The following is a 21,056-nucleotide window of genomic DNA, read 5'->3' on the forward strand; positions in this document are numbered from 1 at the left end:
CGCGGGTCAGACGACCCCGGCGCGAGCCAGGCGTTCCCGCACCCGATCGATCGGTACCGCGTGCGCCGTCCGCCCCTCGGGGCCCACCGTCGTCTCCGCCGCGAGCACCGAGTTGACCAGGGCCTCCTCGACCGCGTCCATCGTCGCGGCGAAGAGCGGCGAGAGCTCGTCGTCCGCGGCCGGACCGCCGTCCGCCTGGTCGTGCACCGAGAAGGCGATCGCGTAGTCGCCGCTGCCCTGCGCATAGTCGGCGCCGACACCGCGCATTGCGAACACGGCGCGGTTGGCCACACGGCCGAGCTGCCGTCCGTCGACGGGGGCGTCCGTCGCGACGACGATCATGCAGGAATTGCCCACAGGCTGTGCCGGAGCATCGGCGAGGAGCTCCTCTGCGGGCAGCGGGACGCCGGCGATCCGCAGCGTGCCGCTGAAGTTCGTCTGCACGAGCGCCCCCACGGTGCGCGGGCGCCCCGTGACCTCGACCAGCCGCGATGCCGGGCCGATGCCGCCCTTGTACCCGAGGGCGACGGTCCCGGCACCGGCCCCCACGCCTCCCTCCGCGACCGCACCCGGAGCCGCCGTCGCCAGGGCCGCCGTCACCTGCTCCTCTCCGACGGCTCGGCGACGGATGTCGGAGAGGAATCCGTCGTTCGTCTCGCCCACCACCGGGTTCAACGTGGTCGTCCGTGCGTGCGCCGGCGTCGCCAGCAGATGCCCGAGCAGCGCGTCCGCGACGCGGAACACGGACAGCGTCGAGGTCAGCAGGATCGGCGTCTCCAGCGCCCCGAGCTCCCGGAGCTGTGTGGCACCGACGAGCTTGCCGTAGCCGTTGCCCACGGAGAGGTTCGCGGGAAGGCTCCGACGCTCGGTGGTGAGGGCGTCGGGGACGATCGCCGTCACGCCCGTGTGCAGACCGTCGCCGTGCAGCGTGGCATGCCCCACCCGCACACCGGAGACGTCGGTGATCGCGTTCTCCGCGCCGCGCGGGAAGGCTCCGGACGGCACACCGAGGTCGGCGAGACGGGGACGGGAGGACGAGGACGACGGCGGTGTCATGCTCCGATCCTTCCAGCGTCGAACGGGCCGGCCGCAGCGCCGCGCCGGACGCTCCCCCGGGTCGAGCGCCCCGCCCGTGCGCTCGGTAGACTGGGCGGCACCACCCACACTCAGGCACGCTCACACAGTGCCGCATACATCGCTCGAGGAGACCTCCATGTCCGCCATTCCCGACAAGCCCGCACTCGAAGGTCTCGAAGCGAAGTGGGACGCCGCCTGGGCGGAGCAGGGCACATACCTGTTCGACCGTCTGCGCGCCGCCGAGCTCGGTCGTGAGGGCGTCTACTCGATCGACACCCCGCCGCCCACCGCCTCCGGGAGCCTCCACATCGGTCACGTGTTCTCCTACACGCACACCGACGTCAAGGCGCGGTACGAGCGCATGCGCGGCAAGACCGTGTTCTACCCGATGGGCTGGGACGACAACGGCCTGCCCACCGAGCGCCGCGTGCAGAACTACTACGGCGTGCGCTGCGACCCCTCCCTCCCCTACGACCCCGACTTCACCCCGCCGTTCGAGGGCGGCGACAACAAGTCGAGCCGGGCGGCCGACCAGCAGCCGATCAGCCGTCGCAACTTCATCGAGCTGTGCGAGCGCCTCACGATCGAGGACGAGAAGCAGTTCGAGGCGCTGTTCCGTCAGCTCGGACTGAGCGTGGACTGGACGCAGACGTACCGCACCATCTCCGACGACACGATCCGGCAGAGTCAGCTCGCCTTCCTCCGCAACATCGAGCGCGGCGAGGCGTACCAGGCTCTCGCGCCGACGCTGTGGGACATCGACTTCCGTTCCGCGATCGCGCAGGCCGAGCTCGAGGACCGCGACCAGCAGGCCGCGTACCACACGATCGAGTTCCCCTTCGCGGACGGCTCCGGCTCCATCGCGATCGACACCACCCGCCCGGAGCTCCTCCCCGCGTGCATCGCGATCGTGACCCACCCCGAGGGGCCGCACAAGCACCTCATCGGCACCAAGGTCCGCACGCCCTACTTCGGCGCCGAGATCGAGATCCACGGTCACCACCTCGCCCAGCCCGACAAGGGCACGGGCGCGGCGATGGTCTGCACCTTCGGCGACGTGACAGACATCATCTGGTGGCGCGAGCTGCGCACCGCCGCCGGCGAATCCCTGCCGAACATGACGACGATCGGCCTCGACGGCCGTTTCCTCGCCGAGGCCCCGTCGATCGTGGCCGACGCCGACGCGCGCGCCTGGTACGCGGAGAACGTGGCCGGCAAGACCGTCTTCAGCGCCCGCAAGGCGATCGTGGAGAAGCTGCAGGAGACCGGCGACATGACCGCCGTCGGCAAGCCCTTCCAGCACGCCGTGAAGTTCTTCGAGAAGGGTGACCGCCCGCTCGAGATCGTCTCGACCCGGCAGTGGTACATCCGCAACGGCGCCCGCGACGGCGAGCTGCGCGATCAGCTCCTCGCGCACGGTACCGAGCTGGCGTGGCACCCCGACTTCATGCGGGTCCGCTACGAGAACTGGGTCGGCGGCCTCACCGGCGACTGGCTCGTGTCCCGGCAGCGGTTCTTCGGCGTGCCGATCCCGCTCTGGTATGCGCTGGACGAGAACGGCGAGCGCGACTACGACCGCGTGCTCACCCCGGACGCGGCCGCGCTGCCCATCGACCCGACCACGGATGTGCCGGCCGGCTACACCGAGACCCAGCGCGGCGTGCCGGGCGGGTTCGACGCCGAGGCCGACATCCTCGACACGTGGGCGACCTCGTCGCTGACCCCGCAGCTCGCGGGCGGCTGGCAGCGGGACGAGGAGCTGTGGCAGCTCACCGCTCCGTTCGATCTGCGCCCGCAGGGACAGGACATCATCCGCACCTGGCTCTTCTCGACCATGCTGCGCTCCACGCTCGAAGACGGCCGCGCCCCGTGGAAGAACGCCGCCATCTCCGGCTTCATCGTCGACCCCGACCGCAAGAAGATGTCGAAGTCGAAGGGCAACGTGGTCACCCCGGCCGACGTGCTCGACGCCCACGGTTCGGACGCGGTGCGGTACTGGGCGGCGTCGAGCCGCCTCGGCATGGACGCGGCCTTCGACCCGCAGAACCCGACCCAGGTGAAGATCGGCCGGCGTCTCGCGATCAAGGTGCTCAACGCCGCCAAGTTCGTGCTGTCGTTCCCGGTGCCCGAGGGCGCGCAGGTGACCCACGCGCTCGACGCCTCGATGCTCACGGCCCTCGATGGCGTGGTGACCGAGGCGACCGCGGCCTTCGACCGGTATGACGCCGCCAGGGCGCTGGAGCTGACCGAGGCGTTCTTCTGGACGTTCTGCGACGACTACCTGGAGCTCGTGAAGGAGCGCGCCTACAACCAGAACGACGTGGGTCAGGCCTCGGCCGCTCTCGCGCTGCGCCTGGCGCTGTCCACGCTGCTCCGCCTGCTCGCGCCGGTACTCTCCTTCGCCACCGAGGAGGCCTGGTCGTGGTTCGAGGAGGGCTCCGTGCACACCGCCGCGTGGCCCGAGAAGCTCGGCATCGAGGGCGACCCGGCCGTGCTGGCCGCCGCGAGCGAGGCGCTCATCGGCATCCGACGCGCGAAGACCGAGGCGAAGGCATCGCAGAAGACCCCGGTCTCCCGTGCCGCCATCGCCGCTCCCGCCGCGAAGGTCGAGGCCCTGCGCGCCGCGGCGGACGACCTCCGCGCGGTCGGCCGCATCGCCGAGCTCGAGATCACCGAGGCGGAGGAGTTCGCGGTCATCGCGATCGAGCTCGCCCCGGTCGAGGCCTCCTGATGCAGCTGGGCACGCGATGGGCTACGGGTGCCCAGCCGCCGGCGTCCGTCCCCGAGGCGCTGCGTCCCGCCATCGCCGAGGTCGAGTCCCAGGGCCTCACCGGGCACTGGACCCTCACCTGGCTCGAGGGCCGCGCGATCGCGGAGCTCGACGCCGGCTGGGAGGTCCTCCAGACCCCCTCCGGCGACGTCGTCGCCCGCCCCTTCTGATCGCCGAGACCCCGCTTCATCGTCGAGACCCCCTCCGTCCCGCGCGGGAAGGAGGGGGTCTCGCCGCGTACCCGGGGTCTCGGGTCAGCGGCGCGGGGCTCCGAGCTGCGCGAGGAGATGATCCACGGCATGCGGGTCGTGGCGGCGGGCCTGCTGTTCGCGGAGGAGGTCGAGGGCGAGGGTCCGACGCTGGGCGCGCCGCTCGATCCGGTGCTCGACCCCGGCGGTGACCCGGTCGGCGAGGCGCAGCAGGCCGCGCTCCGTCCGTGTGGGACTGACGAGGCGCAGGGTCGCGGCGGTCATGATGCCTCCGTCGTCTCGCCCGCACCGGCGAGGGCCTCCCGCGGCGACGTCGGCAGGTCGAACAGCTCGGCCCGCACGGAGACCCGTCGGACGTCGGGCCCGGTCTGACCCCGATAGCGTTCGATGGCCTGCTCGATGAGATCCTCGATCTCCTGCCGCAGCGCCATGGCCTGCGCCGGCGTGACGTCGAGGTGCGTCGTGATGGTGATGCCGACGTCGCGCCACCCCTCGGGAACGTCCGACTCCGGGCGGTTGAGGTACTGCATCAAGGTCTCGTGCCGGAGCCGGAAGAACTCCGACGTGACGATCTGCGCCGCGGCACGGTTGGCCGGCGACATCTGCTCGTCCGGGCCCGGCACATCGATGCGTCCCTTCGGACGCTCCCACCATCGCTCCCGTGCCGTACCACGGCCTTCCACCTCGCGGATGAGGTCGTGGGCCGCGAGAGCGCGGAGGTGATAGCTGGTGGATCCCGAGGTCTCCCCCACGAGGGCTGCGAGAGAGCTGGCCGTCTGGGGACCACGAGAGGCGAGCAGATCGAAGATCTTGACCCGCAGCGGATGCGCGAGCGCTTTGAGCGCCCCTGCATCCAGCGTCCGTACCTGCGTCTCGTTCGTCATGATGCAAAGATACGCTTGCAAACAAATCTTTGCAAGCGTTTCTTTGCATCCAGTCAACCTACGGTATCCCGGGCCGCGACGAAGGCCGCCACGCAGCGCTCCACCTGGTCGGGCGTGTGCGCTGCGGAGAGCTGCACCCGGATGCGCGCCTTGCCCCGCGGCACGACCGGGAAGCTGAACGCCGTCACGTAGACACCCTGGTCCTGCATCGCCGCGGCGATCCGGGCGGTGAGGGCGGCGTCGCCGAACATGACCGGGACGATCGGATGCTCGCCCGGAAGCAGGTCGAAGCCCTCCTCCGCCATCCGAGCGCGGAACAGGGCCGCGTTGTCGCGGAGCCGCGCCCGGAGGTCGGCCGACCCCTCGACCAGGTCGAGCGCGGTCAGCGTTCCGGCCACGATGGCCGGAGCGAGGGTGTTCGAGAACAGGTACGGACGGGAGCGCTGACGCAACAACGCGACGATCTCCGCGTGGGAGGCGACGTACCCGCCGGAGGCGCCGCCCAGTGCCTTGCCGAACGTGCCGGTGTAGATGTCCACGCGATCCGCGACGCCGCACAGCTCGGGGGTTCCGCGCCCGTTGTCGCCGACGAAGCCGACCGCGTGCGAGTCGTCAACGAAGACGAGGGCGTCGTAGCGCTCCGCGAGGTCGCAGATCTCGGCCAGCGGCGCGATGTAGCCGTCCATCGAGAAGACACCGTCGGTCACGATCACGCGGAACCGGGCATCGGCGGCCGCCCGCAGCTGCTCCTCCAGATCCGCCATGTCGCGATTGCGGTAGCGGAGCCGGCGCGCCTTGGACAGCCGGATCCCGTCGATGATGGACGCGTGGTTCAACTCGTCCGAGATGATCGCGTCCTCGACGGAGAACAGCGTCTCGAAGACACCGCCGTTCGCGTCGAAGCAGGAGGAGTAGAGGATCGCGTCATCGGTGCCGAGGAAGTCCGCGAGCCGACGCTCCAGTTCGAGGTGCTGCTCCTGCGTGCCGCAGATGAAGCGGACGCTCGCGAGCCCGTACCCCCACTCGTCCAGGGCCGTCCGGGCCGCAGCGAGGATGCGCGGGTCGTCGGCCAGCCCCAGGTAGTTGTTGGCGCAGAAGTTGAGCACCTCGGCGCCGTCGGCCGTGATCTCCGCCCGCTGCGGTCCGTGGATGCCGCGCTCGTGCTTGGTGAGCCCCGCCTCCTCGATTCCCGCCAGCTCCTGCGCCACATGGTCCTTGAAGGTCGCGTACATCACAGCTCCGTCCAGTCGAGGATGATCTTGCCCGTGCCGGCGGACTCCGCCGCCGCGAATCCGCGCTCCCAGTCGCGCGCCGGTACGACCTCGGCGATCACCCGACCGATCGCTTCGCGCAACGTCGCACTGGTCTGCAGCATCGCCCCCACGGCGTTCCATGTCTCGAACATCTCCCGGCCGTAGATCCCGGTGATCGTGAGCATGTGCGTGACGAGCTTGCCCCAGTCGATGTCGAATCCGGTCGACGGCAGCCCGAGCATGGCGATGCGTCCTCCGTGGTTCATGTTGTCGATCATCGCCGGGAGCGCCGACGCCGCGCCGCTCATCTCGAAGCCGATGTCGAAACCCTCGCGCATGCCGAGCGCCCGCTGCGCGTCGCGGATCTCCTGGCGGGAGACGTCGACGACCTCGTCGGCTCCCATCCCGCGCGCCATCTCCAGGCGCGGCGCGCTCACATCGGTCCCGACGATGAAGCGGGCGCCCGCATGCCGGGCGACGGCGATCGCCATCAGGCCGATCGGACCGCACCCGGTGACGAGCACGTCCTCACCGACGAGCGGGAAGCGGAGGGCGGTGTGCACGGCGTTGCCGAGCGGGTCGAAGATCGCGCCGAGCTCCGGGGTGACCTCGGCGTGGTGGACCCACACGTTCGTCGCCGGCAGCGAGAGGTACTCGGCGAAGGCGCCGTCGCGCTGCAGCCCGAGTCCGATCGTGCGGATGCACATCTGCCGCCGTCCGGCACGGCAGTTCCGGCAGGTGCCGCAGACGATGTGTCCCTCGCCGGAGACCCGGTCGCCGACCGCGATGTCGTGGACAAGCGGCCCGACCTCGACGACTTCCCCGTAGAACTCGTGTCCCGGGATGAGGGGAGCGGCGATCGCGGAGGCCGCCCAATCGTCCCAGCGCCGGATGTGCAGATCGGTTCCGCAGATGCCGGTGCGGAGGACGCGGATGACGACCTCGCCGGGGCCTGCCACCGGGTCGGGGCGTTCCACGAGCGCGAGGCCGGCGCCGGGTTCCTCCTTGAACAGAGCTCTCATGCTCTGATCTCATCGCGTCCTTTGCTGTAGAACAATCGGCATCTTCTGCATCGACTCTGTAGCACGAACTAAACTGTTGTCGTGGAACTCCACCAGCTCCAGATCCTCCGCGAACTCGGAGCGCTGGGAAGCGCGACCGCCGTCGCCGAAGCGCTCCGGGTCACCCCCTCCGCGGTCTCGCAGCAGCTCGCCGCGCTGCAGCGCTCCTTCCCTGCCCCGCTCACCCGTCGCCAGGGCCGCACGCTCGTGCTGACCGCCGCCGGCGAGGTGCTGGCAGCAGCCGGAGCCGAGGCCATCGACGCGATGGCGGCGGCGCGCCACGCCCTGGACGACTTCGAGGGCGCGGCGACGGGAGAGGTGAGCATCAGCGGCTTCCACAGCGTCGGCCAGGCGCTCTTCGGCCCAATCGTGCGGGAGCTGTCCGGGAAGGAGCACGCCCCGACCGTGCGTCTCACGGACGAGGACGTCGCGCAGAGCGAGTTCCCCGGACTCACCGCGCGGTACGACCTCGTCCTCGCCCATCGGATGGAGCATTCCGCGCCGTGGCCGACCGAGGGTGTCCGCGCCGTGGGTCTCGTCCGCGAGCCTCTGGACGTCGCCGTCTCCGCCGACCACCCTCTCGCCGATCGCCGCACCCTCTCGCCGGACGAGATCGCCGAAGAGCAGTGGGTGACGAGCCGTGTGGGGTACTCCCCCGACGACGTGCTCCGCGCCGTCGCCGCCGTCGCCCGCCGCCCGGTCGAAGTCCGGCACCGCATCAACGACTACGGTGCGGTGTCGGCGGTGGTCGCGGCCGGCGGCGTCCTGGGCATGCTCCCCCGGTTCACCTCGCGCAGCGTGGACGATCGCGCCATCGTGCGCATCCCGCTCCGAGGCGTGAGCACGCACCGCATGATCGACGTCCTCGCACGGCCGGAGAACCTGCGCCGCCGCTCGGTCCGCGTCGTCGTCGACGCCCTGCGGGAGGTGATGACCCGTCTGAGCGCGGAGCGTTCCGGAGACGGCGGTGGCTAGGCTCGGAGGATGAGCGACGCCACGAACCCGCTGCTGCAGCCGTCGACCCTCCCCTTCGGGCTCCCGGACTATCGGGCCATCCGTCCGGAACACTACCTCCCCGCCTTCCGCGCCGGGTTCGCGGAGCAGCTCGCCGAGGTCGCGAACATCACCCGCGTACGGTCGATGCCGACGTTCGAGAACACCCTCGAGGCGCTGGAGAGGTCCGGCGCGCTCCTCGACCGGGTGGCGCACGCGTTCTACACGGTGAGCTCCGCCGATGCCACGCCGGAGATCCAGGCGATCGACGAGGAGCTCGCGCCGCTCATGGCCGCCCACCAGGATGCCATCACGCTCGATGCGGCGCTCTACGCGCGCGTGGCCCACGTGTACGAGCAACGCGACACCCTCGACCTCGATCCTGAGCAGCGCTACCTCGTGGAGCGCTACCACCGCGAGATGACGCATGCCGGCGCCGGGCTCGACGACGAGGCGAAGACGCAGCTCACGGCTCTGAACCAGAAGCTGTCCGTGCTCACGAACACCTTCGAGCGGAATCTGCTGAGCGATACGAACGACCTCGCCGTGGTCTTCGACTCCGCCGCCGAACTGGAGGGCCTCAGCGCCGGCGAGCTGTCCGCGGCCGCACGCGCCGCGGCCGACCGCGGGCTCGACGGCCGCTACCTCCTCACCCTGCCGCTGTTCACCGGCCATCCGGCCCTCGCACGGCTCGCGGTGCGGGAATCCCGTCGCCGGATCATGGCGGCGTCGCGCGCGCGGGGCTCCCGCGACAACGGCAACGACAACCGCCCGGTGCTGCGCGAGATCGTGCGCCTCCGCGCCGAGCGCGCGCGCCTCCTCGGCTACGCCTCGCATGCCGCGTACGTCACCGCCGACGAGACGGCGGGCTCCCCCGAGGCCGTCGAGCGGATGCTGCGCCGATTGTCCGCGCCGTCCGCGCGTAACGCCCGCACCGAACGGGACGCGCTCCAGGCGATCGTCGACGAGACCGAACCGGACCCCTTCCCCGTGGAAGCCCACGACTGGGCGTTCTACACCGAGCGCGTGCGCACCGCCCGCTACGCCATCGACACCGCCGCCCTGCGCCCCTGGTTCGAGGCGGAGCGCGTGCTGCAGGACGGCGTGTTCTTCGCGGCGACCCGCCTGTACGGGGTGACCTTCCACGAACGGCACGACCTCGCTGCCTACCACCCGCAGGCCCGCGTCTTCGAGGTGCGCAACGCCGACGACTCCCCACTCGGGCTCTACGTGCTCGACCTCTACACCCGCGACTCCAAGCGCGGCGGCGCCTGGATGAACGCGATCGTCAGCCAGTCCCGTCTGCGCGGCAGCGCCCCGGTCGTGGTCAACAACCTCAACGTCCCGCAGCCCGGGGACGGCGAGCCCACGTTGCTGACGCTCGACGAGGTGACGACGCTGTTCCACGAGTTCGGGCACGCTCTGCACGGCCTGTTCGCCACGGTGACCTACCCGCACTTCGCCGGGACCAACGTGTTCCGCGACTTCGTCGAGTTCCCGAGCCAGGTGAACGAGATGTGGATCCTCTGGCCCGAGGTCCTCGACCACTACGCCCGGCACCATGAGACCGGCGAGCCGCTGGATCCCGCCATCGTGGCGCGGCTGCGGGACACCGCGACCTTCGACCAGGGCCACGCGACCAGCGAGTACCTGGCCGCGGCGTGGCTGGATCAGGCGTGGCACCGGCTCTCCGTCGACGACGCAGTGGACGATGTCGCCGACTTCGAGGCGGCCGCACTGGCGGACATCGGCCTCGACGATCCCGCCGTTCCGACCCGGTACTCCTCCACCTACTTCGCCCACGTCTTCTCCGGCGGCTACAGCGCCGGGTACTACTCGTACATCTGGAGTGAGGTGCTCGACGCCGACACCGTGGAGTGGTTCCGGGAGAACGGCGGCCTCACCCGGGCCAATGGGGACCGTTTCCGCGACCGGCTGCTCGGGGTCGGCGGTTCGAAGGACCCGCTGGCCGCCTACCGCGACTTCCGGGGACGGGACGCCGAGATCGAGCCGCTCCTGAAACGCCGTGGACTGGACTCCTGAGTCGTGAGACCCTGAGCGCATGGACGCATTCCCTGACGCTCCGTTCGGCCCCGCAGACAGCCTGGAGCTGGAGGCCGTTCCCCTGGCCGTCATCCGCCACGAGGGCATCCGGATCGCCGACCTCCGCGATGCCTTCGACTCCGGATACGCGGCGATGGGTGCCGCCTTCTCTGCGGGCACCCTGATTCCGGCCGGCCCGGCGCTCGCGATCTACCACGGCGATCCGATGGGCGTGTTCGACCTGGAGCTCGGCTTCCCGGTCCAGGCTCCACCCTCCGACCCGATCGCCACGGGCGACGGGGCCGTCATCATCGCCTCGGCCCTGCCGACGGGGAAGGCCGTCGCGACCACCGTCCTCGGTTCCTACGACGGCCTCGGCGCCGGATGGGCGGCGCTGGTCGCGCGTGCGGCGGAGGCGGGGCTGCACCCGCGCGGCGTCTGGATCGAGGTCTACGTCTCGGACCCCGGTGTCGATCCCGACGAGCTCCGCACGGACCTGCTCATGCCCGTGGCCTGAGCAGGCGTTCAGGCGCTCTTGCGCTTGCGCTCCATCACGATGGTGGGCGGGGCGCCCTCGTCGACGGCGGCACGGGTGATGATCACCTTCGCGACGTCTTCGGCAGAGGGGATCTCGAACATCACCGGACCAAGCACGTCCTCGAGGATGGCACGGAGTCCGCGGGCACCGGTCTTGCGCTCGACGGCGAGGTCGGCGATCGACCGCAGCGCGTCCTCCTCGAACTCCAGCTGGACCCCGTCGAGCTCGAACATGCGCTGGTACTGCTTGACGAGGGCGTTGCGCGGACCGGTGAGGATGTCGATGAGGGCGGCCTGGTCGAGCGGTGACACGTTCGTCACGACGGGCAGACGACCGATGAACTCCGGGATGAGACCGAACTTGTGGAGGTCTTCCGGGAGCACCTCGCTGAACAGGTCGAGGTCCTTGCCCTTGTCGTGCAGCGGAGCACCGAAGCCGACACCGTGCTTGCCGACGCGCGCCGAGACGATGTCCTCCAGACCGGCGAAGGCGCCGGCCACGATGAAGAGCACGTTCGAGGTGTCGATCTGCAGGAACTCCTGGTGCGGGTGCTTGCGACCACCCTGCGGCGGCACCGAGGCGACCGTGCCCTCGATGATCTTCAGCAGCGCCTGCTGCACGCCCTCGCCCGACACGTCGCGGGTGATCGACGGGTTCTCGGCCTTGCGGGCGATCTTGTCGACCTCGTCGATGTAGATGATGCCCTGCTCGGCGCGCTTCACGTCGTAGTCGGCGGCCTGGATGAGCTTCAGGAGGATGTTCTCGACGTCTTCGCCGACGTAGCCCGCCTCGGTCAGTGCCGTCGCATCGGCGACGGCGAACGGCACGTTGAGGCGCTTGGCGAGCGTCTGCGCCAGGTAGGTCTTGCCGCAGCCCGTCGGCCCGATGAGCAGGATGTTGCTCTTCGCGATCTCGACCTCTTCGGCCTTCTGCTCGGCGGGCTGCAGGGTGCCGTGCGCGCGCACCCGCTTGTAGTGGTTGTAGACGGCGACGGACAGCGCACGCTTCGCGGGCTCCTGTCCGACGACGTATTCCTCGAGGAACGTGAAGATCTCGCGGGGCTTCGGCAGCTCGAACTCGGCGACCCCCTCGGCGGACGACTCCGCCATGCGCTCTTCGATGATCTCGTTGCAGAGCTCGACGCACTCGTCGCAGATGTACACGCCGGGTCCGGCAATAAGCTGCTGCACCTGCTTCTGACTCTTTCCGCAGAAAGAGCACTTGAACAGGTCAGCGCTTTCACCGATGCGGGCCATGCGCGTCCTCCTCGGGGGGATCAGGATCGTTCTTCGAGCCTAACCGCTGCATACGACACCGGGCCGCATTGGCGACGAGTCGTTCGGCGGGTCCGGCGGACGACGGAGTCTCCGGCGTCATTCCGCGGGGAGGCAGCCGCCGTCCATGATGTATCCGCCGACCTCGACGCGGACCTCGTCGGGACGCAGTTCCCCGAAGACGCAGCCGCCCTCCGGACCGTCGGCCCCGAACGCCACCGCGCGCGCATCTCCCCGGGCGACGTGATGGACGAGGCCGACCTCGCGCAAGGCGTCCTCGACGGCGGTCACCGAGATCGTGCTCTCCGTGCGCAGCGCTTCGAGACGCACGCGGAGGTCCGCCGCCGGCTGCTCGGCGGCCGCCCCCGCCTCGGCCGACGTCTCCTTCCGCTCACGATGCCGGTCGTTCTGCTCCATCGCGTGTTCCGGGTCGTACGGCGCACACTCCGGCGGAAGCTCGGCGCCGTCCACCTGCGGGCAGGCGGCGGTGGGCGTCACGGTCGGCTTCGGCTCTCCGGCGGCGACGCCGGCCGGCGCCGCAGCGCAGCCGCCGAGAAGCAGGATCGCCGCCAGCACGAGCGTCACTCGCCCGGGGCGGGCGCGGACGCCGGAGATCGCCATCATGCCGCCATGAAACCACAGCACCGGCGTCGCCCGCACGCTGGTCGCACGACGAGGGCCCCGCCGCGCGATGCGCGACGGGGCCCTCGGTCATCGTGACGTGTCGTCAGACCATGCTCTTGGTGTGCCAGACCGTCTTGACCTCGGTGAAGGCGGCGATCCGCTCCGGCGACGCGACCACGTCGCCGGGGGCGAGCACGCGCTTCAGCGTCTCCGCCGCGGCCATCTGCATGTCGACCCACTCCAGCGCACCGGCGCCGGCGAGGTCGAGGGCGTTCACATCCTGGTGCGAGGCGAGCCACGGCGCGATCTCCGCCGGCGAGCCGGTGAGCACGTTCACCACGCCCCCGGGGACGTCACTGGTCGCGAGCACTTCGGCGAGACTGATCGCCGACAGCGGGAACTGCTCGCTCGCGACCACGACGACGGTGTTCCCGGCGACGAGGGCCGGGGCGACGACCGAGACCAGGCCGAGCAGCGCCGAGTCCTGCGGCGCCACGATGGCGACCACACCGGTGGGCTCTGGCACCGAGATGTTGAAGTACGGACCGGAGACGGGGTTCGCGTTGCCCGCCACCTGGGCGTACTTGTCGCACCAGCCGGCGTACCAGACCCAGAGATCGATCGCCTCGTCGACCTGCGCCGTGGCCGCCGAGGACGGGATGCCCTCCTGCGCCACGATCTCGTCGACGAACTGTGCTCGACGTCCCTCGAGCACCTCGGCCACGCGGTAGAGCACCTGGCCGCGGTTGTAGGCCGTCGCCCCCGACCAGCCCTTCACGGCGGCGCGCGCGGCGACGACCGCATCCCGGGCGTCCTTGCGGGAGGCCTTGGCGGCGTTGGCGAGGAAGGCGCCCTTGCGGGAGACGACCTCGTACGTGCGTCCGGACTCGCTGCGGGGGAAGGCCCCGCCGATGGCGAGCTTGTAGGTCTTCGGAACGGTCAATCGCTTGCTCATGCTGCGGCTCCCTTGAGGTAGGCGGTGAGGCCCTGGCGACCGCCCTCGCGGCCGTACCCGGACTCCTTGTAGCCGCCGAACGGGCTCGACGGGTCGAAACGGTTGAACGTGTTCGCCCACACGACGCCCGCACGCAGCCGATCGGCGACGGCGAGGATGCGCGAGCCCTTGTCGGACCAGATGCCGGCGGAGAGACCGTACGGGGTGTTGTTGGCCTTGGCGATCGCCTCGACGGGCGTCCGGAAGGTGAGGACCGACAGCACCGGGCCGAAGACCTCATCGCGGGCGATGCGGTGCGAGGCCTCGACGCCGGTGAAGATCGTCGGAGCGAACCAGAAGCCCTGCTCCGGGATCGCGCAGTCGGCGGTCCAGCGCTCAGCGCCCTCGGCCTCGCCGATGTCGCTGAGCTCGCGGATGCGGGCGAGCTGCGCGGCGGAGTTGATCGCGCCGATGTCGGTGTTCTTGTCGAGCGGGTCACCGAGACGCAGCGTCGACAGCCGGTTCTTCAGCCGGTCGACGACCTCGTCGTGGATCGACTCCTGCACCAGCAGGCGGCTGCCCGCGCAGCACACGTGGCCCTGGTTGAAGAAGATGCCGTTGACGATACCTTCGACGGCCTGATCGATCGGCGCGTCGTCGAACACGATGTTCGCGGCTTTGCCACCCAGCTCCAGCGTCAGCTTCTTGTTCGTCCCTGCCACGGCGCGGGCGATGTCGCGACCCACACCCGTCGAGCCGGTGAAGGCGACCTTGTCGACGTCCGGGTGACGGACCAGGGCGGCACCGGTCGCCCCGGCTCCGGTGACGATGTTCACGACACCGGCAGGGAGATCGGCCTGCTGGAGGATCTCGGCGAAGATCAGCGCCGTCAGCGGCGTGGTCTCGGCCGGCTTGAGCACGACCGTGTTGCCGGCCGCCAGCGCGGGCGCGAGCTTCCAGGCGAGCATCAGCAACGGGAAGTTCCACGGGATGACCTGCCCGGCGACGCCCAGGGCGCGCGGGTTCGCGCCCAGACCTGCGTAGTCGAGCTTGTCGGCCCACCCCGCGTAGTAGAAGAACCAGGACGCGACAAGCGGCACGTCCACGTCGCGACTCTCCTTGATGGGCTTGCCGTTGTCGAGGCTCTCGGCGACGGCGAGCTCGCGGGCGCGCTCCTGCACGAGGCGGGCGATGCGGAACAGGTACTTGCCCCGGTCGCGGCCGCTCATGCGCGACCAGACCTTGTCGTAGGCGCGACGGGCCGCGGCGACGGCGCGGTCGATGTCCGCGTCGTCGGCGGAGGCGATCTCGGCGATCTCCTTCTCGGTCGCCGGGGAGATGGTGCGGAAGGGGGTGCCGGAGCCGTCGACGAACTCGCCGTCGATGAACAGCCCGTAGCTGTCCTTGAGGTTCAGCACCGCCGTGGACTCCGGAGCCGGAGCGTATTCCAGGAAGTTCATTTCAATCCCTTGGGTTGCTGCCCTTCGACCGGCTCAGGGACCGGCCGAAGAAGTCAGTCGATCGTGACGTAGTCGGGGCCGGAGTAGTGGCCTGTGGTGAGCTTCTGGCGCTGCAGGAGCACGTCGTTGAGCAGGCTCGAGGCGCCGAAGCGGAACAGGTGCGGCTGGAGCCACTCCTCCCCCACGGTCTCGGCGACGGTGACGAGGTACTTGACCGCGTCCTTGGACGAGCGGATGCCGCCGGCGGGCTTCACGCCGATGCGCTCCCCCGTCCCGCGATACCAGTCGCGCACCGTCTCCAGCATGAGCAGCGTGGTCGGCAGCGTCGCCGCCGGCTGCACCTTGCCCGTCGAGGTCTTGATGAAGTCGCCGCCGGCGAGGATGCCGAGCCAGGAGGCGCGCTTGATGTTGTCGTACGTGTTCAGCTCGCCGGTCTCGAGGATCACCTTGAGCGAGGCGTACGAACCGTCCTCACGGCGGCACGCCTCCTTGACCTGAGCGATCTGATCGAACACCAGTCCGTAGCGGCCGGACAGGAACGCACCGCGGTCGATGACCATGTCGATCTCGTCCGCACCCGCGGCGACCGCTTCCGCGGTGTCGGCGAGCTTGATCGCGAGGGAGGACCGGCCGCTCGGGAAGGCGGTGGCCACCGCGGCGACCGAGATGAGGCCGTCGTCGGGGTCGCCGTGCAGGCTGCCGAGAGCCTCGACCGCTCCGGCGACCATGTCGCCGTAGACGCACACGGCCGCCACCCGAGGCGTGGACGGATCCGCCGCATCCGGGTTCTTCGCCTTGGCGACGAGCGAACGGACCTTGCCAGGGGTGTCCGCACCCTCCAGGGTGGTCAGGTCGATCAGCTTGATGATCGTGTCCAGCGCCCACGCCTTCGACGTCGTCTTGATGGAGCGGGTGCCGAGGCCGGCAGCGCGCTGCTCCAGCCCGACGGCGTCCACGCCGGGGAGGCCGTGCAGGAAACGACGGAGGGTCGCGTCATCCGGCTCACCGCCGAGGACGTCCACCGCCGTCCTGCGGCTGAGTTCTGTCGTCGTCACTGTTCCTCCAACAATGCTCGTGCTGTGGTCTCATCGGTCACCAGGACCCCGCACAGGCCGCTGGTCACGACCGTGCGCGCGATGTCGTGCTTGGCGGGGCCCGCCGTCACGAAGATGGCCCGCGCGGCGCCGCGCAGGCGGTCGAGCGAGACGCCGACCGTGCGGGCGTCCAACTGCGGGTCGACGATGTTGCCCTCGGCGTCGACGTAGCGCCCGAGGACGTCGCCGACGGCACCGCGGCGCGCCAGCTCCTCCACATCGGCGGCCGTGAGATAGCCGTTCTCGACGTGGGCGGAGGTCGCATCGCACGGTCCGGCGGTGAACAGGAACGCCTGAGCGTCCGCAGCCTCCTCCAGCACGGCCGCGACGGTGCGGTCGCCTTCGATGGCCTGCTTCGTCTCGACGTGCTCCAGGATCGCGGGGCTCGGCAGCAGCGAGACCTGGCCGGACGCTCGCTGGGCGATAGTCACCGCGAGTCCCGCGGCCCCTCCTGAGCGCCGATTGAGGCTGACACCGCCGTTGAGCTGCACGACGGTGACGCCGTTCGCCCAGCCGTCGGGCAGGGCCTCGGCCACGGCGCGGAGGGTCTTGCCCCAGCTCACCCCGAGCGTGCGCGGAACCGGACGAAGGGCGGTCAGGAAGTCGGCGGCTGCTTGAGCGACGCGCTCCAGCGTGCCCTCGTCGCCCTCCGGCGAGGGGACGACCACGGCGTCGGTGAGCCCGAACCGCTCCACGAGCTCGCGCTCGAGGCCGAGCCGACGGGCGCGCGGGTGGACGATCTCGATGCGGACGATGCCGCGCTGCCGCGCCTGCGTGAGGAGGCGCCCGACCTTCCACCGGGAGATCTTCAGGAGGCCACCGATCTCGTCCTGCGTCTTGTCCTCGTCGTAGTACAACTCGGCGACCCGGACCATGAGCAGATCTTCTTCCACGGTGTCCTCCTTCCTCCTCCAGGGTAGGCCGGATTCAGCGTTCGCGCACCCATCTGCTCATATGCGCAGGCGCGCCGTCTTCCCGCGCACATCCGCCGGAGACGCGAGAAGGACGCCCGTCGATCCGACGGGCGTCCTTCTCTGCGGATGCGGACTACGCGCGCTTGCGCGAGGTGAGCACCTGGTCGACGATGCCGTACTCCAGCGCCTCGTTGGCCGAGAGGATCTTGTCGCGATCGATGTCGCGGTTGACCTGCTCGACCGGCTTGCCGGTGTGACGGGCCATGGTCTCCTCGAGCCAGGTGCGCATGCGGAGGATCTCCGCCGCCTGGATCTCGATGTCGGAGGCCTGACCGTGTCCGGCCTCCCCCATTGCGGGCTGGTGCATCAGCACGCGGGCATTCGGCAGCGCGAGACGCTTGCCGGGAGCGCCCGCCGCGAGCAGCACGGAGGCGGCCGAGGCCGCCTGGCCGAGCACGACGGTCTGGATCTGCGGCGCGACGTACTGCATCGTGTCGTAGATCGCCGTCATCGCGGTGAAGGAGCCACCGGGCGAATTGATGTACATGGTGATGTCGCGCTCGGAGTCCTGGCTCTCCAGGACGAGGAGCTGTGCCATGACGTCGTCGGCCGACGCGTCGTCGACCTGCACGCCGAGGAAGATCACGCGGTCTTCGAACAGCTTGTTGTACGGGTCCTGGCGCTTGAAGCCGTAGGCGGTGCGCTCCTCGAACTGCGGCAGCACATACCGGCTGGAGGGCAGGTTTCCGGCGGACTGGAACGTGGGTGTGTACATGGTGTCCTCTCGAATCCTTACTCGACGCCCGTGCCGCCGCCGCCGGTGACGTCGCTGGCGTGCTCGCGGATGTGGTCGACGAAGCCGTACTCGAGGGCTTCCTCCGCCGTGAACCAGCGGTCGCGGTCGCCGTCGGCGTTGATCTGCTCGACGGGCTTGCCGGTCTGCGACGCGGTGATCTCGGCGAGGCGCTTCTTCATCGACAGGATGAGCTGCGCCTGGGTCTGGATGTCGCTCGCGGTGCCGCCGAAGCCGCCGTGCGGCTGGTGCAGCAGCACGCGGGCGTTCGGCGTGATGTAGCGCTTGCCCTTGGTGCCGCTCGTCAGCAGCAGCTGGCCCATGGACGCGGCCATGCCGATGCCGACGGTGACGATGTCGTTCGGCACGAACTGCATCGTGTCGTAGATCGCCATGCCCGCGGTGATCGAGCCGCCCGGCGAGTTGATGTAGAGGTAGATGTCCTTCTCGGAGTCTTCGGCGGCGAGAAGGAGGATCTTCGCGCAGATCTCGTTGGCGTTGTCGTCTCGCACCTCCGAGCCGAGCCAGATGATGCGGTCCTTCAGCAACCTGTCGAAGACGCTTGTCGCGACGAGGGGTTCAGCCATGTCAGCTCCTGCTTCCGTGTTTCAGTGATTCGAATCTACCGGCGCGCGCACAGCCCCTAGGTCGTGTTCGCCGTCGGCATATCAGGTGTCGCTGCCGGCGATCTCGTGCGCGTACGCCGTCATCGACCGGTGGTAGCGCGGCAGGTGCGGGACGAGGGCGAGGATGGCCACCGACAGGCCCTGCGCGGGCCGGCCGGCACTCGCGAGGATGAGGGCGTGCACCACTGCGACCGCGTCGCGATACGGCCCGTCCGCCGCGATCTCCTCCTCGGCGCGGATCACCCTCAGCGCCTCGTCGTAGTCACCGAGGTTGCGCAGCGAGCTCGCGAGCTGGATCACGCACTGCGGGCGGTGCTCCTCGTCGAGGCCGAGCGCCAGGGCGCGGCGGTACAGCTCCACGGCCTCCGCCGGGCGCCCGGCGGAATCGCGAGCACCGGCGCGCTCGAACTCGGCCCTCGCGTCGTCCGCACCCCGTTCGGCGGCGAGGGCGTCGATGCGCGCGATCGTCTCGTCGCCGACCTCTTCTCCGGAGGCCTCCGCCCACACCTGCTCGATGCGGTCGTCCCAGCTCGTCATCCCGTCGCCCTTCCCTCGATGAGAAAGAGGGCGGATGCCGCAGCACCCGCCCTCTTCACTCGACCGCGCCGATCACTCGGCGGTGTCGGCGTCCTTCTTGGCCGGAGCCTTCTTCGCCGCCGGCTTCTTGGCGGCGGGCTTCTTCTCCGCAGCGGGCTTCTCGTCCGCGTCGGCGTCCTTCTTGGCGGCCGCCTTCTTGGCGGGAGCCTTCTTCTTCGCGGCCGGCTTCTCCTCGGCCTCGGCGGGCTTCTCGTCCTCGGACTCGGCCTCGTCGTCGGTCACGACGAAGTCGGAGAGGTCGACGGCCTTGCCGTTGGTGTCCACGACCTTGACCTTGCCCAGCGCGATCGCGAGCGCCTTGTTCCGGGCGACCTCGCCGACCAGAGCGGGGAGCTGGTTCGAGGACTGCAGCGCCTCGACGAACTCCTGCGGCGCCATGCCGTACTGCGCGGCGGACTGGATGAGGTACTGCGAGAGCTCCTCCTGCGAGACCTGCACGTCGGCCTGCTCGGCGATCGTGTCGAGCAGCACCTGCGTGCGGAACTGCTTCTCGCTGGCCTCGGTCACCTCGGCGCGGTGCACGTCGTCCTCGAGACGACCCTCGCCCTCGAGGTGGTTGTGCACCTCGTCCTCGATGAGCTGCGGCGGGACCGGGATCTCGATCTGCGCGAGAAGCGTCTCGACGAGCTTGTCGCGGGCGGCGGAGCCCTGCGTGAAGACGCCCTGCTGCTCGACGCGCTCACGCAGGCTGTCGCGCAGCTCGGCGATGGTGTCGAACTCGCTCGCGATCTGCGCGAACTCGTCGTCGGCCTCGGGAAGCTCGCGCTCCTTGACGGCCTTGACGCTGACGGAGACCTCCGCCTCCTTGCCGGCGTGGTCGCCGCCGACGAGGGCGGAGCGGAAGGTGGTGTCCTCACCGGCGGTGAGCGACTCGATCGCGTCGTCGATGCCCTCGAGGAGCTCGCCGGAGCCGATCTCGTACGAGACACCCTCGGCGCGGTCGATCTCGGCGCCGTCGATGGTGGCGACGAGGTCCAGCTCGACGAAGTCGCCCTTGGCCGCGGGGCGGTCGACGGGGATGAGCGTGCCGAAGCGGGCGCGCATGTTCTCCAGCTCGGCGTCGAGGGCGGCCTCGTCGGCCTCCACGGCGTCGACCTCGAGGGTGATGCCCGCGTAGTCGGGGAGCTCGATCTCCGGGCGCACGTCGACCTCGACGTCGACGAGGAGGTCGCCCGAGAAGTCCTTCTCGCTCGGCCACTGCGTGATCTCGGCCGACGGACGGCCGACGATGCGGAGCTTGTGCTCGGCGGTCGCCTCGCGGAAGAACTTGTCCAGGCCCTCGTTGACGGCGTGCTCGATGACGGCGCCGCGGCCGATGCGCTGGTCGATGATCGGAGCGGGCACCTTGCCCTTGCGGAAGCCGGGGATCTGGACGTCCTGCGCGATGTGCTCGTAGGCGTGCGCGATGCTGGGCTTGAGGTCGTCCGGGGTGACCGTGATGGTGAGCTTGACCCGGGTCGGGGTCAGCTTCTCGACGGTGCTGTTCGCCATGCTGGTGTGTTCTCCTTGTGGTTTCCGCGCAGAACGCGGCTGGAAGGTCGTGGGGTCGAGTCGGGGCGACAGGAGTTGAACCTGCGACCTCCCGCTCCCAAAGCGGGCGCTCTACCAAGCTGAGCTACGCCCCGGGGAATCCGCACGCAGATTCAGCCCCATCGAGTCTAACGGACAGGAGCACGCCCGACCGTCCGCTATGATCGATGGAGTCCGGACTCCGGTTCCGGGGGTGTAGCTCAATGGTAGAGTCTCAGTCTTCCAAACTGATTGCGCGGGTTCGATTCCCGTCACCCCCTCTCCTCAGAAGCCCTACGGGGCGTTGACGTTCCAGGCTTGACGGCCTCTCCTCGCTGGAGTCGAGAGGCGTCCGTGGACAACGTGTGGACAATCCTTTCTCAGCACCTGCTCTCCGGCGTAC

General features: G+C 69.9%; 20 protein-coding genes and 2 tRNA genes. 6 read left to right on the top strand and 16 right to left on the bottom strand.

The features are described 5' to 3' along the window. Positions 1 to 6 precede the first annotated feature (6 nt). Complete coding sequence (locus BLU02_RS03495) at positions 7 to 1,056, bottom strand: P1 family peptidase (RefSeq protein WP_060921171.1); 1,050 nt, start codon at positions 1,054 to 1,056, stop codon at positions 7 to 9. Positions 1,057 to 1,213: 157 nt separating this feature from the next. On the opposite strand from BLU02_RS03495, the gene valS reads away from it, so the two are divergent. Next, positions 1,214 to 3,808 carry a valine--tRNA ligase gene (valS, locus tag BLU02_RS03500; protein WP_060921172.1) on the top strand — a complete coding sequence of 865 codons (2,595 nt, stop codon included), beginning with the start codon at positions 1,214 to 1,216 and terminating at the stop codon, positions 3,806 to 3,808. Continuing rightward, the gene (locus BLU02_RS03505) at positions 3,808 to 4,017 is read left to right on the top strand and encodes a hypothetical protein (RefSeq protein ID WP_060921173.1); all 210 of its coding nucleotides are present in this window, start codon (positions 3,808 to 3,810) and stop codon (positions 4,015 to 4,017) included. The genes valS and BLU02_RS03505 overlap by 1 nt, the downstream gene beginning before the upstream one ends. Positions 4,018 to 4,101: 84 nt before the next feature. Here the strand turns inward: BLU02_RS03505 and BLU02_RS03510 are convergent, their stop codons facing one another. From BLU02_RS03510 to tdh, 4 genes are read right to left on the bottom strand one after another with little or no spacing between them, the layout of a single operon-like run. Continuing rightward, positions 4,102 to 4,320, bottom strand: a complete 219-nt coding sequence (locus BLU02_RS03510; RefSeq protein ID WP_060921174.1) for a hypothetical protein — start codon at positions 4,318 to 4,320, stop codon at positions 4,102 to 4,104. Beyond that, entirely contained in the window at positions 4,317 to 4,940 is a 624-nt protein-coding gene (locus tag BLU02_RS03515) for an ArsR/SmtB family transcription factor (RefSeq protein ID WP_060921175.1), read from the bottom strand. Before BLU02_RS03515 ends, BLU02_RS03510 begins: the two co-directional genes overlap by 4 nt. Before the next feature lie 53 nt (positions 4,941 to 4,993). Beyond that, on the bottom strand, positions 4,994 to 6,172 hold the full coding sequence (locus BLU02_RS03520; protein ID WP_060921176.1) for a glycine C-acetyltransferase: 1,179 nt from the start codon (positions 6,170 to 6,172) through the stop codon (positions 4,994 to 4,996). Continuing rightward, on the bottom strand, positions 6,172 to 7,215 hold the full coding sequence (gene tdh, locus BLU02_RS03525; protein WP_060921177.1) for an L-threonine 3-dehydrogenase: 1,044 nt from the start codon (positions 7,213 to 7,215) through the stop codon (positions 6,172 to 6,174). The genes BLU02_RS03520 and tdh overlap by 1 nt, the downstream gene beginning before the upstream one ends. A gap of 81 nt (positions 7,216 to 7,296) precedes the next feature. Between tdh and BLU02_RS03530 the strand changes: the two genes are divergently transcribed. The 3 genes from BLU02_RS03530 to BLU02_RS03540 are packed head-to-tail and all read left to right on the top strand — an operon-like array spanning position 7,297 to position 10,807. After that, a complete protein-coding gene (locus BLU02_RS03530) occupies positions 7,297 to 8,229 on the top strand; it encodes a LysR family transcriptional regulator (RefSeq protein WP_060921178.1) in 933 nt (310 codons plus the stop codon). 9 nt (positions 8,230 to 8,238) lie between these two features. Then, positions 8,239 to 10,290: a M3 family metallopeptidase gene (locus BLU02_RS03535; protein ID WP_060921179.1), complete on the top strand. Its 2,052-nt coding sequence runs from the start codon at positions 8,239 to 8,241 to the stop codon at positions 10,288 to 10,290. A gap of 19 nt (positions 10,291 to 10,309) precedes the next feature. Continuing rightward, entirely contained in the window at positions 10,310 to 10,807 is a 498-nt protein-coding gene (locus BLU02_RS03540) for a GyrI-like domain-containing protein (protein ID WP_060921180.1), read from the top strand. An 8-nt stretch (positions 10,808 to 10,815) separates the two neighbouring features. Here the strand turns inward: BLU02_RS03540 and clpX are convergent, their stop codons facing one another. The 11 genes from clpX to BLU02_RS03595 all read right to left on the bottom strand — a co-directional run bounded on the left by clpX (position 10,816) and on the right by BLU02_RS03595 (position 20,769). Beyond that, entirely contained in the window at positions 10,816 to 12,084 is a 1,269-nt protein-coding gene (clpX, locus tag BLU02_RS03545) for an ATP-dependent Clp protease ATP-binding subunit ClpX (RefSeq protein ID WP_025105011.1), read from the bottom strand. A gap of 117 nt (positions 12,085 to 12,201) precedes the next feature. Then, on the bottom strand, positions 12,202 to 12,726 hold the full coding sequence (locus tag BLU02_RS03550) for a hypothetical protein (RefSeq protein WP_157546992.1): 525 nt from the start codon (positions 12,724 to 12,726) through the stop codon (positions 12,202 to 12,204). Positions 12,727 to 12,829: 103 nt separating this feature from the next. Continuing rightward, positions 12,830 to 13,681 (bottom strand): aldehyde dehydrogenase family protein, encoded by an 852-nt coding sequence (locus BLU02_RS03555; RefSeq protein ID WP_060921182.1) that lies wholly within the window; start codon positions 13,679 to 13,681, stop codon positions 12,830 to 12,832. Further along, positions 13,678 to 15,120, bottom strand: a complete 1,443-nt coding sequence (locus tag BLU02_RS03560; RefSeq protein ID WP_060921183.1) for an aldehyde dehydrogenase family protein — start codon at positions 15,118 to 15,120, stop codon at positions 13,678 to 13,680. The genes BLU02_RS03555 and BLU02_RS03560 overlap by 4 nt, the downstream gene beginning before the upstream one ends. Positions 15,121 to 15,173: 53 nt before the next feature. Then, positions 15,174 to 16,175: a deoxyribose-phosphate aldolase gene (gene deoC, locus BLU02_RS03565; protein ID WP_025105015.1), complete on the bottom strand. Its 1,002-nt coding sequence runs from the start codon at positions 16,173 to 16,175 to the stop codon at positions 15,174 to 15,176. Next, the gene (locus BLU02_RS03570; protein WP_060921184.1) at positions 16,172 to 17,107 is read right to left on the bottom strand and encodes a sugar-binding transcriptional regulator; all 936 of its coding nucleotides are present in this window, start codon (positions 17,105 to 17,107) and stop codon (positions 16,172 to 16,174) included. The genes deoC and BLU02_RS03570 overlap by 4 nt, the downstream gene beginning before the upstream one ends. 154 nt (positions 17,108 to 17,261) lie before the next feature. Then, positions 17,262 to 17,903 carry an ATP-dependent Clp protease proteolytic subunit gene (locus BLU02_RS03575; RefSeq protein WP_025105017.1) on the bottom strand — a complete coding sequence of 214 codons (642 nt, stop codon included), beginning with the start codon at positions 17,901 to 17,903 and terminating at the stop codon, positions 17,262 to 17,264. A 17-nt stretch (positions 17,904 to 17,920) separates the two neighbouring features. Further along, positions 17,921 to 18,508 carry an ATP-dependent Clp protease proteolytic subunit gene (locus BLU02_RS03580; protein WP_025105018.1) on the bottom strand — a complete coding sequence of 196 codons (588 nt, stop codon included), beginning with the start codon at positions 18,506 to 18,508 and terminating at the stop codon, positions 17,921 to 17,923. Positions 18,509 to 18,589: 81 nt separating this feature from the next. Continuing rightward, positions 18,590 to 19,084 carry a tetratricopeptide repeat protein gene (locus BLU02_RS03585; RefSeq protein WP_025105019.1) on the bottom strand — a complete coding sequence of 165 codons (495 nt, stop codon included), beginning with the start codon at positions 19,082 to 19,084 and terminating at the stop codon, positions 18,590 to 18,592. Between the two features lie 72 nt (positions 19,085 to 19,156). Then, positions 19,157 to 20,635, bottom strand: a complete 1,479-nt coding sequence (gene tig / locus BLU02_RS03590; protein ID WP_060921185.1) for a trigger factor — start codon at positions 20,633 to 20,635, stop codon at positions 19,157 to 19,159. Positions 20,636 to 20,695: 60 nt separating this feature from the next. Continuing rightward, positions 20,696 to 20,769: transfer RNA gene (locus BLU02_RS03595), tRNA-Pro, on the bottom strand. Positions 20,770 to 20,863: 94 nt separating this feature from the next. Here BLU02_RS03595 and BLU02_RS03600 point away from each other — a divergent pair. Continuing rightward, positions 20,864 to 20,934, top strand: a tRNA-Gly gene (locus BLU02_RS03600). The last annotated feature ends 122 nt before the right edge of the window (positions 20,935 to 21,056 follow it).

Source organism: Microbacterium paraoxydans (genome assembly GCF_900105335.1).
Taxonomy (GTDB): domain Bacteria; phylum Actinomycetota; class Actinomycetes; order Actinomycetales; family Microbacteriaceae; genus Microbacterium; species Microbacterium paraoxydans.